Here is a 13,709-nt window from a genome sequence, read left to right on the forward strand (position 1 = left end):
CCGAGATCACCGGCGCGATCGAAGGCATCGCGTTCCAGACCAACATCCTCGCGCTGAACGCGGCCGTCGAGGCCGCCCGCGCGGGCGAACACGGCAAGGGCTTCGCGGTGGTCGCGGCCGAGGTGCGCGCGCTCGCGCAGCGCAGCGCCGCCGCGGTCAAGGAGATCGACGCGCTGAGCGCCGAATCGTCGACGACGGTCGAACAGGGTTACCGGATCGCGGACGCCGCGCGCGGCACGATGCGCGACATCGTCGCGCGGGTCGACCAGGTGCGCACGCTGATCGGCGAGATCAGCGCCGCGTCGCGCGAACAATCGACCGGCATCGAGCAGGTGAATCTGGCCGTCACGCAGATCGGCGAAGCAACGCAGCAGAATGCGCTGCTGATCTCGGACGCCGAGCGCGCGGCCGTCGCGTTGCGCGAGCAGGCCGCGCAACTGTCGGACGCGGTCAGCGTGTTCCGGCTCGCACGCGACGCGTGACGAACGCCGGACGACGAACGATCGGCCGCGGCCGGCCTCGACTACTTCTTGTCGCCCGCCAGGTCGATCGCCTTGTCCGAACCGACCGCATGGCGCAACTGGAACTTCTGGATCTTGCCGGTCGAGGTCTTCGGCAGCTCGCCGAAGCGCACGGCCTTCGGCACCTTGAAGCCCGCGAGCAGTTGCCGGCAGTGCGCGACGATCTCTTCCTCGGTCGCGCTCGCGCCTTCGCGCAGCTCGACGAACGCGCACGGCACCTCGCCCCATTTCGGGTCGGGCATCGCGACGACGGCCGCGACGGCCACCGCCGGATGCCGGTACAGCGCGTCCTCGACCTCGATGCTCGAGATGTTCTCGCCGCCCGAGATGATGATGTCCTTCTTGCGATCCTTGATCCGGATATAGCCGTCCGGCATCAGCACCGCGAGATCGCCGGTATGGAACCAGCCGCCGTGGAACGCCTCGTCGGTCGCCTTCGGGTTCTTCAGGTAGCCCTTCATGCAGATGTTGCCGCGGAACATGATCTCGCCGAGCGTCTCGCCGTCGGCCGGCACCGGCGTCATCGTGTCGGGATCGAGCACCGTCGCGCCGGCCTCGAGGTGGTAGCGCACGCCCTGGCGCGCATTCAGCCGCGCGCGCTCCTCGTCGGACACGGCATCCCAGTGCGCCTGCTTCGCGCAGACGGTCGCCGGGCCGTAGACCTCGGTCAGCCCGTACACGTGCAGCAGGTCGAAGCCGATCTCCTTCATCTTCGCGATCACGGCCGGCGCAGGCGCCGCGCCCGCGACCATCGCATGCACCGTGTGGTCGATCCCCGCGCGCAACTCGGCCGGCGCGTTCGCGATCGCGCTCTGCACGATCGGCGCGCCGCAGTAATGCGTGATGCGCTCGCGGCGAATCAGGTCGAACACAGTCTTCGCGTCGAACTTGCGCAGGCACACGTTCACGCCCGCGCGCGCCGCGACGGCCCACGGGAAACACCAGCCGTTGCAGTGGAACATCGGCAGCGTCCACAGATACACCGCGTGCTTCGGCATGTCCCATTCGAGGATGTTGCTGATCGCCGCGAGATACGCGCCGCGATGGTGATAGACGACGCCCTTCGGGTCGCCGGTCGTGCCCGACGTGTAGTTCAGCGCGATCGCCTCCCATTCGTCGGCGGGCGGCGTCCATGCGTAGTCGGGGTCGCCGCCGGCCACGAACGCCTCGTAGTCGGTCGCGCCCGCGAAACGGTCGGGGTCGGCCGGCAGCGCGTCGGCCACGCTGACGATCTTCAGGCCCGGCAGCTCCAGCGCCGCGCGCTGCGCGACCTCCGCGTATTCGGTGTCGACGATCAGCACCTTCGCCTCGCCGTGACGCAGCATGAACAGCACCGACGACGCGTCGAGCCGCGTGTTGATCGTGTTCAGCACCGCGCCGGCCATCGGCACGCCGAAGTGCGCCTCGACCATCGCCGGGATGTTCGGCAGCAGCGCCGCGACCGTGTCGCCGCGCCCGACGCCGGCCTGCGCGAGCGCGCTCGCCAGCTGCTTCGCGCGGGTGCAGGTCTCGCCCCACGTGCGCCGCACGTCACCGTGCACGATCGCGAGGCGCTCGCCGTAGACTTCGGCCGCCCGGATCAGGAAATCGATCGGGGTGAGCGGCACGTAATTGGCATCGCGGCGGCCGAGCCCGGCCTCGAACATCTGCGTCATGATCCTGTCTCCCGTGTTCTGTCCACCGGGGCGCATGCACCCCGGATCGTTTTGATGTGGTTCAATTGCCGACAGCCTAACGGGCGCTATTGTGAGCCGTCTGTCATCGAAACGACAGAGTGCCGCTCGAGCGCTGCGCGTTATCCCTATCCTCGCAAACCCGCACCCATGCACGACCACCTCGACGCGGCCGCCGCCCCGGCCGACACGCTCCCCGAACCGGGCCCGCTGCCGCCGCTCGCGACGCTGTTCGGCCAGTGCGCGTGGTTTCGCACGCTGGCGCCCGAACACCAGGCGCGCGTGCTGGCCGAGTCGCACGTCGCGCAGTGCGAAGCCGGCGACGTGATCGCGCACCGGCTCGCGCCGTCCGAATACTGGATCGGCGTCCATCAGGGGTTGCTGAAGCTCGCGATCTTCAACGTGTCGGGGCGCGGCTGCACGTTCTCCGGGGTGCCGTCGGGCGGCTGGTTCGGCGAAGGCAGCGTGATCAAGCGCGAGCTGCGCAAGTACGAGGTCGTCGCGATCCAGCGCTCGACCGTGCTGTTCGTGCCGGTCGACACGTTCCATGCGCTGCTCGACACGAGCCTGCCGTTCACGCGCTTCGTGATTCATCAGTTGAACAACCGGATGGGCGAATTCATCGCGTCGATCCAGAACAGCCGGCTGCTCGACGTCGACGCGCGCGTCGCGCAGGCGCTCGCGCAGCTCTTCAATCCCGCGCTGTACCCGGACACCGGCCCGTCGCTGTCGATCTCGCAGGAGGAACTGGGGATGCTCGTCGGTGTGTCGCGCCAGCGGATCAACCAGGCGCTGCAGCAGCTCGAGAAGCTCGGCGCGCTGCGGCTCGCGTACAACCAGATCGACGTCGTCGATCTCGACGCGCTCGCGCGCTTCGGCATGGAGCAGCTGTGAGCGCCGCCCGATGCGCGAAACCGTCGCGATCGCGACGACGCATTCCGTCTGCGGAATCGGCCGACGGACGCCACGCCCCAACCTGACAATTCCGCCAGTTTCGCGACAGTAACCCGTCGCGGGCCGACGCCTATCATTCGGGTTCCCTTCACCGCCGCCGATCACCGCCTGCCCCGCCGCCTTCATGTGGATCGTCAATCTCGCGCTCAGGCGCCCCTACACGTTCATCGTCATGGCCATCATGATCGTGCTGGCCACCCCGCTGGCGCTGATGCGCACGCCGGTCGACGTGCTGCCCGCGATCAACATCCCCGTGATCAGCGTGATCTGGAATTACAGCGGCTTCTCCGCGACGGAGATGACGAACCGCATCACGTCCGTGCATGAACGCATCCTGACGACGACCGTCAACAACATCCAGCACGTCGAATCGACGTCGCTGCCCGGCATCGCGGTCGTGAAGGTGTTCCTGCAACCCGGCGCGAACGTGCAGACGGCGATCGCGCAGACGGTGTCATCCGCGCAGGCGATCGTGCGGCAGATGCCGCAGGGCGCGACGCCGCCGCTCGTGATCACCTATTCCGCGTCGAGCATTCCGGTGATCCAGCTCGGACTGTCGAGCCAGACGCTCAGCGAGCAGTCGCTCGCCGACATCGCGCTCAACTTCCTGCGCCCGCAGCTGATCACGGTGCCGGGCGTGCAGATCCCGTTCCCGTACGGCGGCCGCACCCGCGTGGTCGCGATCGACCTCGACCCGCAGGCGCTGCAGGCGAAGGGGCTCACGCCGGCCGACATCGTCAACGCGGTCAACGCGCAGAACCTCGTGCTGCCGACCGGCACCGCGAAGATGGGCCAGACCGAATACCGGATCGACACGAACGCGTCGGCCGATACGGTCGCCGACATCAGCAACCTGCCGGTCCAGACGATCAACGGCGCGACGACCTACCTGCGCGAAGTCGCGGCGGTGCGCGACGGCTTCGCGCCGCAGACCAACGTCGTGCGCCAGAACGGCCAGCGCGGCGTGCTGATCTCGATCCTGAAAAGCGGCGACGCGTCGACGCTCAAGGTCGTGTCGGACCTGAAGGCGCTGCTGCCGAAGGTGATCCCGACGCTGCCCGAGGGGCTCACGATCACGCCGCTGTTCGACCAGTCGGTGTTCGTCAACGCGGCCGTCCAGGGCGTGATCCACGAGGCGCTGATCGCCGCCGTACTGACCGCGATGATGATCCTGCTGTTCCTCGGCAACTGGCGCAGCACGCTGATCATCGCGATTTCGATCCCGCTGTCGATCTTCACGTCGCTGATCGCGCTGTCCGCGCTCGGCGAGACCATCAACATCATGACGCTGGGCGGCCTCGCGCTCGCGGTCGGCATTCTCGTCGACGACGCGACCGTCACGATCGAGAACATCGAGCGGCACCTGCATCTGGGGACGAACCTGCACGATGCGATCCTCGAAGGCGCGGGCGAGATCGCGGTGCCCGCACTGGTGTCGACGCTGTGTATCTGCATCGTGTTCGTGCCGATGTTCTTCCTGACCGGCGTTGCGCGCTTCCTGTTCGTGCCGCTCGCGGAAGCCGTGGTGTTCGCGATGCTCGCGTCGTACGTGCTGTCGCGCACGCTGGTGCCGACGCTCGCGATGCTGCTGTTCCGCCCGCAGCAGGCGAACACCGGCGCCGATCATTCGACGTCGCGCTTCGCACGCATCCATCACGCGTTCAACCATGCGTTCGAACGGCTGCGCGCGTGGTACATCGTGCTGCTCACTATCCTGCTCGTGCGCCGCCGCTTCTACGCGCTGTGCTTCCTCGGCTTCTGCGTGCTGTCGACCGGCCTCGTGTTCATGCTCGGCCGCGATTTCTTCCCGAACGCCGATTCCGGCAACCTCCGGCTGCACGTGCGCGCGCCGACCGGCTACCGGATCGAGGAAACCGCGCGGCTCGCCGACCAGGTCGAGCGCGTGATCCGCGCAACCGTGCCGCCCGACGAGCTCGGCGCGATCGTCGACAACCTCGGCCTGCCGGTGAGCGGCATCAACCTGTCGTACAGCAACGCCGGCACGATCGGCACGCTCGACGGCGAACTGCTGATCGCGCTGAAACCCGGCCACCGCGCGACCGGGCACTACGTACAGACGCTGCGCACGCTGCTGCCGCAGCGCTTCCCGGGCGTCGAGTTCTTCTTCCAGCCGTCGGACATCATCACGCAGATCCTCAACTTCGGGCAGCCGGCCGCGATCGACGTGCAGGTGCTCGGCAACGATCTCGCGAGTAACATGACCATTGCGAGCAGCCTGATGAAAAAGATCAGGCAAATCCCCGGCGCCGTCGACGTGCACGTGCTGCAACGCAACGACGAGCCGACCCTGCTGGCCGACATGGACCGTACGCGCATGCAGCAGCTCAATCTCTCCGCGCAGAACGTCGCGCAGAACATGCTGATCTCGCTGTCGGGGAGTTCGCAGACGACGCCGTCGTTCTGGATCAACCCGCGCACCGGCGTCCAGTACCCGCTGCAGATCCAGACCCCGCAATACAACCTGTCGTCGGTCGACGACCTGCTCGGCACGCCGATCTCCGCGAGCGGCCGCACCGGCACGCCGCTGCAGCTGCTCGGTAATCTCGTGCAGGTCCGCAGTACCGTGAACCCGGCCGTGATCACGCACTACAACATCCGCCCGGCGATCGACGTGTACGTGAGCGTCGAGGGCCGCGATCTCGGCGCGGTCGCGGGCGAGATCGACCGCATCGTGGCCGACGCGCGCGCGACGCTGCCGCGCGGCACCGACCTCACGATGCGCGGCCAGATCGAGACGATGCGCACGTCGTACATCGGCCTCGGCGCGGGCGTCGCGATGGCGATCGTGCTCGTCTACCTGCTGATCGTCGTCAATTTCCAGTCGTGGCTCGACCCGCTGATCATCATCAGCGCGATGCCTGCCGCGCTCGCCGGCATCGCGTGGATGCTGTTCATCACCGGCACGCACCTGAGCGTGCCCGCGTTGACGGGCGCGATCATGACGGTCGGCGTCGCGACCGCGAACAGCATCCTGGTCGTGTCGTTCGCGCGGCAACGCCTCGCGGCGGGCGCGCCGCCGCTCACGGCCGCGCTGGAGGCCGGCGCGACCCGCATCCGGCCGGTGCTGATGACGGCGCTCGCGATGATCATCGGGATGGTGCCGATGGCGCTCGGTCTCGGCGAAGGCGCCGAGCAGAATGCGCCGCTCGGCCGCGCGGTGATCGGCGGGCTGCTGTTCGCGACCGTTTCGACGTTGCTGTTCGTGCCGCTCGTGTTCGGCGGCGTGCATGCGCGGCTGGCCCGGCGGCGTGCGCGCCAGGCCGGACACTGACTTTCGCCCCACTACCCGGTTGAACTGGTTGAATTCATGGAAGAGAAACATCACAGCGCCGTCGGCATCCAGGTGGACGAACACGGCATGCACCTGCCGGCGCGCGCGTCGGTGTCGCGGCGCGGACGGATCGTCCTGATCGTGATCGGCGTGCTGCTCGCGGCGGGCGCCGCGCGCACCATCGTCGTCAACGTGCTGAACCAGCATCGCCTCGACGCGGTCGCCGCGCAGAACACGCGCCAGTACGTGAGCGTCGTGCATCCGGTCGACGCGGCCACCGGCGGCAAGCTGACGCTGCCCGGCACGCTGCGCGGCTTCGTCGAGGCGCCGATCTATGCGCGCGCCAGTGGCTACGTGCTGCGCTGGCAGGCCGATATCGGCGCGCACGTGAAGCAGGGACAAACGCTCGCCGAACTCGACACGCCGGAGCTGAACCAGGAACTGGCGCAGGCCACCGCGCAGCGCCAGCAGGCGCAAGCCGCGCTCGCGCTCGCGAAGACGTCGTTCGACCGCGCGCAGCAGTTGCGCCAGCGCGATGCCGTGTCGCAGCAGGAACTCGACGACCGGCAAGGCGCGTTCAGCCAGGGCAGCGCGAACCTCGCGGCGGCCGATGCGAACATGCGCCGCCTCACCGAGCTGAAGGGCTTCCAGCGGATCGTCGCGCCGATCGACGGGATCGTCACGCAGCGCAACGTCGACGTCGGCGATCTCGTCAATTCCGGCAACGCGGGCCGCTCGCTGTTCACGGTCGTGCAGGCCGACCGGCTGCGCCTGTACGTGCAGGTGCCGCAGGCGTATGCGCAGCAGGTGAAGGTCGGCCAGCACGTGAGCGTCGCGCAGGCCGAGCTGCCGGGGCGCACTTTCGACGGGACGATCACGCGCACGTCGCAGGCGATCGACGTCGCGACGCGTTCGCTGCAGATTGAGATCACGCTGCCGAATCCGGACGGGCGGCTGCTGCCCGGCGCGTACGTGCAGGCGACGCTGCCGATGACGCCGGTCGGCCGCCTGCAGGTGCCGGCCAATACGCTGCTGTTCCGCGCCGAAGGCCCGACGGTCGCCGCCGTCGATGCGAACGGCCAGGTCCGGCTGAAACAGGTGACGGTCGTGCGCACGATCGGCCAGACGCTCGAAGTCGACGGGCCGATCACGCCGAACGACCGCCTCGTCGCGAACCCGAGCGACGCGCTCGCGACCGGCGACCGGGTCGTCGTGCAGGCGCCGGCGGCACAGCCCGCCTCGGCGGTCGCGGGGGCGAAGTCGTGATCGCGATGCGCCCCCGCGTGCACCCGGCCGCGATCGGCGCCGTGGCGATCGTCGCGGCCGCGGTGCTCGCCGGCTGCACGGTCGGCCCGGATTACCGGCGCCCGCCCGTCGATACGCCGGCCGCGTGGCGGCTCGACCCGGCCGACGCATACTGGCAGCCGGCCGCGCCGGCCCGCGCGCCGCTCGATCCCGCCTGGTGGACCGCGTTCGGCGACGCCCAGCTCGACGCACTGGAAGCCGACGCGCTGCGCAACAACCAGAACCTGAAGGCGATGGCCGCGCGCTACGACCAGGCGAAGGCGACGCTCGCGTCGGTGGCGTCCGCGCAGTATCCGGCCGTCGGGCTGAACGCAAGCGGCCAGCGCTTCAAGATCTCCGCCGACCGGCCGCAGACCAACTACGCGACGCAGAGCATGTCGACCGTGCAGAACGACATCCAGGTGGGCGCGGCGGTCAGCTACGAACTCGACCTGTTCGGCCGCGTGCGGCGCAACGTCGAAGCCGCGCAGGCCAGCACCGAGCAGTCGCGTGACGATTTCGCAAACGCGCGCCTCGTGCTGAGCGCCGACCTCGCGTCGAGCTATTTCACGCTGCGCGAGCTCGACACCGAGATCGACGTCGTCAAGCGCTCGATCGACCTGCAACAGAAGGCGCTCGATTACGTCAGCGCGCGCCACGACCTCGGCGCGGTGTCGGGCCTCGACCTGTTGCAGCAGCGCGCGCAGCTCGACGCGACCCGCACGCAGGCGCAATTGCTGATCCAGCAACGCGCGCAGGTCGAAACCGCGATCGCGACGCTGGTCGGTACGCCGGCTCCCGCCTTCTCGCTGCCGCCGCGCGTGGTGCCGATCAACGCGCCCGCGCTGCCGACCGGGATGCCGAGCGACCTGCTGCAGCGGCGCCCCGACGTCGCGTCGGCCGAGCGCGCGATGGCCGCCGCGAACGCGCAGATCGGCGTCGCGCGCGCCGCGTATTTCCCGCGTATCACGCTGTCGCCGGACATCGGCTGGGACGCGACCCGCTTCGCGGGCCTGTTCACCGTGCCGGCACTGCTGTGGTCGGTTGGCGGCTCGCTCAGCCAGCCGCTGTTCGAGGGCGGCAAGCTGAAGGCCGGCGTCGATTTCGCGCAGGCCGGCTACGTCGCCGCGCAGGCCAGCTACCGGCAGACCGTGCTCACCGCGTTCCAGGAGGTGCAAAATGCGGTGACCGGCCTGTCGGTGCTCGCGCAGGCCGCGCAGCAGGCTTCCGCGGCCGTCGACGACGCGCGCAAGCTCGTATCGCTTGCGCAGGACCGCTACGCGGGCGGCCTGACGCCGTTCATCGACGTGCTGACGGCCCAGCAGCAGTTGCTGACGAGCGAGCGCCAGGCCGTGCAGATCCAGGGCCAGCGCGCGGCGCTCGTGGTGTTTCTCGCGAAGGCGCTCGGCGGCGGCTGGGACGGCGATGCGGCGAGCGGCCTGGCGCCGTCCGACGTCGCGTCGGCGGCCCCGCAGCGCGGCGCGGGTGTCGGCCCTTGACCCGCCCTTAACCCGGTTACGCGGAAAACGAACATGAAAGTACTGATCGTCGAGGACGAACCGAAAGTCGTCGAATACCTGAAGAGCGGCCTGACCGAGGAAGGCTGGGTCGTCGATACCGCGCTCGATGGCGAGGACGGCGCGTGGAAAGCCGTCGAATTCGACTACGACGTGGTCGTGCTCGACGTGATGCTGCCGAAGCTCGACGGCTTCGGCGTGCTGCGTGCATTGCGCGCGCAGAAGCAGACTCCCGTGATCATGCTGACCGCGCGCGATCGCGTCGACGACCGCGTGCGGGGCTTGCGCGGCGGCGCCGACGACTACCTGACCAAGCCCTTCTCGTTCCTCGAACTGATCGAACGGCTGCGTGCGCTGACGCGCCGCGCCCGCGTGCAGGAATCGACGCTGATTTCGATCGGCGACCTGCGCGTCGACCTGATCGGCCGCCGCGCGACCCGCGACGGCGCGCGGCTCGACCTGACCGCGCAGGAATTCCAGCTGCTCGGCGTGCTCGCGCGGCGCAGCGGCGAGGTGCTGTCGAAGACGACCATTGCCGAGCTCGTGTGGGACGTGAACTTCGACAGCAATGCGAACGTCGTCGAGACGGCGATCAAGCGCCTGCGCGCGAAACTCGATGGCCCCTTCGCGGAGAAGCTGCTGCACACGATCCGCGGGATGGGCTACGTGCTCGAGGCGCGCGAGGACGGCGACACGGAGCGGCGCGCATGAAACGCTCGATCATCCTGCGGCTCTCGGCGATGTTCGGCATCGTGTCGCTGCTCGTGTTCACGCTGGTCGGCTGCGGGCTGTTCGTGATGATGGAGCGCCAGCTGTTCGCCGAATTGCGCGCGACGATCGACACGCGCGCCAAGGTCGCCGCGATGATCGTGTCGCACGCGACCACGGCCGCGCGCGGCCGCCTGATGCAGGAAAAACTCGCCGATCTCGAACCGCCCGACGGCTCGACGCACTACCAGGTGATCAGCGACAACCCCGCGTTCCGCTTCGGCAGCCCCGTCGACGGCGTGCCGCTCGATCCGCCGTTCGGCGCGTTCCAGCGCTACCAGCTCAACGACAGCAGCTACGCGGTGATGACGAAGACCATCACGCTGGCCGGCGCCGGCGAGCGGCCGACGCTGCAACTGGTCGTCGCGACGACGTGCGAACGGACGCAGCGGATGCTGCGCCGCTTCGGCTGGACGCTGGCCGCGCTGATCGCGACGGCCACCGTCATCACGCTGCTGCTGAGCCGCGCGGTCGCGCGCTTCGGGCTCGCGCCGCTCGACCGGCTGTCGCAGGACGCGGCGAGCGTCAGCGCGACAAACCGCCGCCAGCGGCTGCACACCGACGCGCTACCCACCGAGTTGCGCGATCTCGCCACGTCGTTCAACGGCGCGCTCGAACGCATCCAGCAAACCTACGCGCGGCTCGAAGCGTTCAACGCGGACGTCGCGCACGAGCTGCGCACGCCGATCAGCATCCTGATCGGCCAGACCCAGGTCGCGCTGACGAGCCGCGACCGTTCCGTCGACCGGATGCGCCAGACGCTGCAATCGAACCTCGAGGAATTCGAGCGGCTGCGCGTGATCATCAACGACATGCTGTTCCTGTCGCGCAGCGACCGCGGCGAGCGCGCGAGCGACCTGAAGGACGTGTCGCTCGCCGACGAGGTGCGGCGCATGCTCGACTTCCTCGAAATCCCGCTCGACGAGGCGCAGTTGCGTGCCGAACTGCACGGCGACGCGCGCGCGGCCGTCGATCCGTCGCTGTTCCGCCGCGCGATGACGAACCTGCTGATCAACGCGATCCAGCATTCGGCGCCCGGCGCGACGCTGAACGTGACGATCACGCGCCGCGACACGCTCGTCGAGATGGCCGTGTCGAACCCCGGCGAGCCGATCGACCCCGTGCAGCGCTCGCACGTGTTCGAGCGCTTCTACCGGCTCGAGGAAGCGCGCGCGAACAGCAAGGAAAACCATGGGCTCGGACTGTCGATCGTCAAGGCCGTGGCCGAGATGCACGGCGGCGGCGTGTTCGTCGCGTGCTCGGGCGGCGTCAATACGTTCGGCTTCTCGGTGTCGACGCAGCCGTCCCCGGGCGGGCCGCTGCGTCCGGCCGACGCCGCCGGGCCGGCCGAATCGACCGATTCGGCGGCGTCGACCGATCCGCACGGCGCTCGCCCGACGCACGCGCCGCGCGCGTTGCACTGACGGCGGCCGCGCCCGTCGACGTCCAGCCGCCTCCGATCGGCGCCTGCCTGCCGCGAACGCGGCCCAGGACGGCGCGTTACGCGCGCGGCTTGCCGCCCTGCTCGCGCCACGCCCGCGGCGACATCGCGAACCGCTCCCGAAACACGCGACTGAAATGCGACATGTCGTTGAATCCCCAGCGCAACGCGATATCGGACACGCGCAGCACCGCGCATTGCGGATTCGCAAGATCCTGCGCGCACCGTTCGAGCCGCAGGTTCAATACATAACGCATCAGCGACGTGTTCTCGGCTTCGAACAGCTTGTTGATGTACCGCGACGACATCCCGATCGACTGCCCGATCATCATCGGGCTCAGCTCCGGATCGTGCAGGTGCTCGAGCAGATGCCGCTTCACACGCGTCAGCGTCAACGCCTTCATCCTCGATTGCGCGAGGTCGTTGCGCTGCATGCCGCCGAGCGTCATCGCGATCAGCGAGATCGCGGTATCCGACAACTGCCGCATCTCGTCCTCGGTCACGCTGCGGATCTGCGACGACATCTGTTCGAGAAACGCGCGCATGACGCTGCCGACGCCCGCGCCGGTGTGCGTCGGGCATGCCGTGCGGTGTTCCATCCCGACGACGAGCTGGTTCAGGGTCGCGCGGGGAATGCTGACGACGATCTCGCGCCACGACTGGCCGAACTGCAGGTGGTGCGGCCGGGTCGCGTCGTAGATCGCAAAATCCCCCGGGTGCAGCGTGACGATCTTGCCGTCCTGCTCGACCGATTGGCTGCCCTCGAGCATCAATACGCCGAAATACTTGTCTTCATACTCGCTGCGCGCCTGGCGATAGCGCCGACTCACGGCCTGTTCGCTGGCGTAGATTTCCGAGATCCGCATCTTTTCGCATTTGCGCTGCCGCACCTGGCCGAAGAAATCGGCTTTCTGCACGGCCGCGATCTGCACGTCCGCGAACAAACGCAGAATCGTCTCGCGCCAGAACTCGATACGCTGGCTGACCGAGCCGTCGGTCGCCACTTCGATCGCCGAATTCGTCCATTCGCCCGGCGGGCCGTCGGACGCCGGGCCGGGCGCGTCGCCGCTTGCGGCGCGCGGGAAAGGACGCATCGTCATGGTCGTGCCCCACATGGGTTAGCCAACACGCAACCGGTAGCGTGCCCGTTCAAAAGCGCATTGTCCAATCGGCAACCGTGCAGGCCGCGTTGCCGGTCGGACCGACAGGCGGCGCGGCGGCGATGCGCGGCCGCGCCGGACATGTCATGCGAAGGTCGTCTGGCGCCAGTCGGAAGACTGTTCGTACGCATACGCGCAGCGGTAGAGCGTCGCCTCGTCGAAACGGCGCCCGACCAGTTGCAGCCCGATCGGCAGATCGTCGGCTACCCCGCACGGCAGCGACATCGCCGGGTGCCCGGACACGTCGAACGGCGCGGTATTCGTGAGCATCTCGAACGCCCGCGTCAGCGACTCGGACATCGCACAGTCGGGCTTCGGCAGTTCCGACGCGCGCATCGGGACGGTCGGCATCAGCAATACGTCATACGATTGCAGCGCCGTGTCGTAAGCCGACCGCAAGCGTCGCGCGAGGTTCTGGCACTTCGCGTAGTAGCGCCCGCGATACCGGCTCGTGAAATATTCGCCGAGCAGCATCGTCACCTTCACGGTATCCGGCAGCTCGTCGGCGCGCTCGCGCCAGCCCGCGTGATGATCGATCATGCCGGTCACGTACAGACCGCCCCAGTTGAAACCGTGGCTGTTGCCCTTCATCATCTGCTGCGTCGCGCCCTCGGCCGCAATCGGCAGCCAGATCGCGGTGCCGGCCGCATGCAGCGGCACCGACACTTCGTCGACGTTCGCGCCCAGCTTGCGCAACCGGAGGGCGGCGACCCGCACGGCCTCGTCGACCACTTTCTCCGAATTCGCGAGCCCGAACGCCTCGCGCAGAATGCCGATCCGTAGGCCCGCGATGCCGTCGCGGATCGCGCCGAGATAATCGGCGCGCGGCGGCAACATCCGTTGGCGCGGATCGAGCCCGTCGTCGCCCGCGATGACATCGAGCAGCAGCGCGTTGTCGAGCACGCTGCCCGTCATCGGCCCGAGATGATCGACGGTCGCCTCGATCGGCATCGCACCGGTGTACGGCACGAGCCCGTGCGTCGGCTTCATCCCGTAGATGCCGCAATAGGCGGACGGGATTCGCACCGAGCCGCCCTGGTCGCCGCCGAGCGCCATGTCGACCTCGCCGCTCGCGACCAGCGCGCCGCAGCCGGACGAC

The 13,709-nt window shown here is 68.7% G+C and carries 10 protein-coding genes; 7 read left to right on the plus strand and 3 right to left on the minus strand.

Annotated elements, in window-relative coordinates; genetic code table 11:
* Nucleotides 1-482: methyl-accepting chemotaxis protein (locus tag JMF86_RS21040; protein ID WP_236593024.1), on the plus strand; the 482-nt coding region annotated here is incomplete at its 5' end.
* 41 nt (nucleotides 483-523) lie between these two features.
* Here JMF86_RS21040 and JMF86_RS21045 read toward each other — a convergent pair.
* Nucleotides 524-2,176 carry an acyl-CoA synthetase gene (locus JMF86_RS21045; RefSeq protein WP_011547786.1) on the minus strand — a complete coding sequence of 551 codons (1,653 nt, stop codon included), beginning with the start codon at nucleotides 2,174-2,176 and terminating at the stop codon, nucleotides 524-526.
* A 168-nt stretch (nucleotides 2,177-2,344) separates the two neighbouring features.
* On the opposite strand from JMF86_RS21045, the gene JMF86_RS21050 reads away from it, so the two are divergent.
* The 6 genes from JMF86_RS21050 to JMF86_RS21075 all read left to right on the plus strand — a co-directional run bounded on the left by JMF86_RS21050 (nucleotide 2,345) and on the right by JMF86_RS21075 (nucleotide 11,433).
* Nucleotides 2,345-3,088: a Crp/Fnr family transcriptional regulator gene (locus JMF86_RS21050; protein WP_011547787.1), complete on the plus strand. Its 744-nt coding sequence runs from the start codon at nucleotides 2,345-2,347 to the stop codon at nucleotides 3,086-3,088.
* A gap of 184 nt (nucleotides 3,089-3,272) precedes the next feature.
* Nucleotides 3,273-6,440 (plus strand): efflux RND transporter permease subunit, encoded by a 3,168-nt coding sequence (locus tag JMF86_RS21055; protein WP_011547788.1) that lies wholly within the window; start codon nucleotides 3,273-3,275, stop codon nucleotides 6,438-6,440.
* A gap of 36 nt (nucleotides 6,441-6,476) precedes the next feature.
* Nucleotides 6,477-7,706 (plus strand): efflux RND transporter periplasmic adaptor subunit, encoded by a 1,230-nt coding sequence (locus JMF86_RS21060; RefSeq protein WP_027812951.1) that lies wholly within the window; start codon nucleotides 6,477-6,479, stop codon nucleotides 7,704-7,706.
* Between the two features lie 5 nt (nucleotides 7,707-7,711).
* Nucleotides 7,712-9,223, plus strand: a complete 1,512-nt coding sequence (locus JMF86_RS21065; RefSeq protein WP_011547790.1) for an efflux transporter outer membrane subunit — start codon at nucleotides 7,712-7,714, stop codon at nucleotides 9,221-9,223.
* Between the two features lie 33 nt (nucleotides 9,224-9,256).
* On the plus strand, nucleotides 9,257-9,952 hold the full coding sequence (locus JMF86_RS21070; protein ID WP_011547791.1) for a heavy metal response regulator transcription factor: 696 nt from the start codon (nucleotides 9,257-9,259) through the stop codon (nucleotides 9,950-9,952).
* A complete protein-coding gene (locus JMF86_RS21075; RefSeq protein ID WP_011694724.1) occupies nucleotides 9,949-11,433 on the plus strand; it encodes a heavy metal sensor histidine kinase in 1,485 nt (494 codons plus the stop codon). Before JMF86_RS21070 ends, JMF86_RS21075 begins: the two co-directional genes overlap by 4 nt.
* Before the next feature lie 76 nt (nucleotides 11,434-11,509).
* Here JMF86_RS21075 and JMF86_RS21080 read toward each other — a convergent pair whose 3' ends face one another.
* Entirely contained in the window at nucleotides 11,510-12,550 is a 1,041-nt protein-coding gene (locus tag JMF86_RS21080; protein WP_011547793.1) for a helix-turn-helix domain-containing protein, read from the minus strand.
* Between the two features lie 144 nt (nucleotides 12,551-12,694).
* Nucleotides 12,695-13,709 (minus strand): amidase (locus JMF86_RS21085; RefSeq protein ID WP_201317136.1); only part of this gene is annotated, 1,015 nt, incomplete at its 5' end.

The sequence above is a fragment of the Burkholderia sp. E168m15 genome (genome assembly GCF_016586105.1).
Lineage (GTDB): Bacteria > Pseudomonadota > Gammaproteobacteria > Burkholderiales > Burkholderiaceae > Burkholderia > Burkholderia orbicola.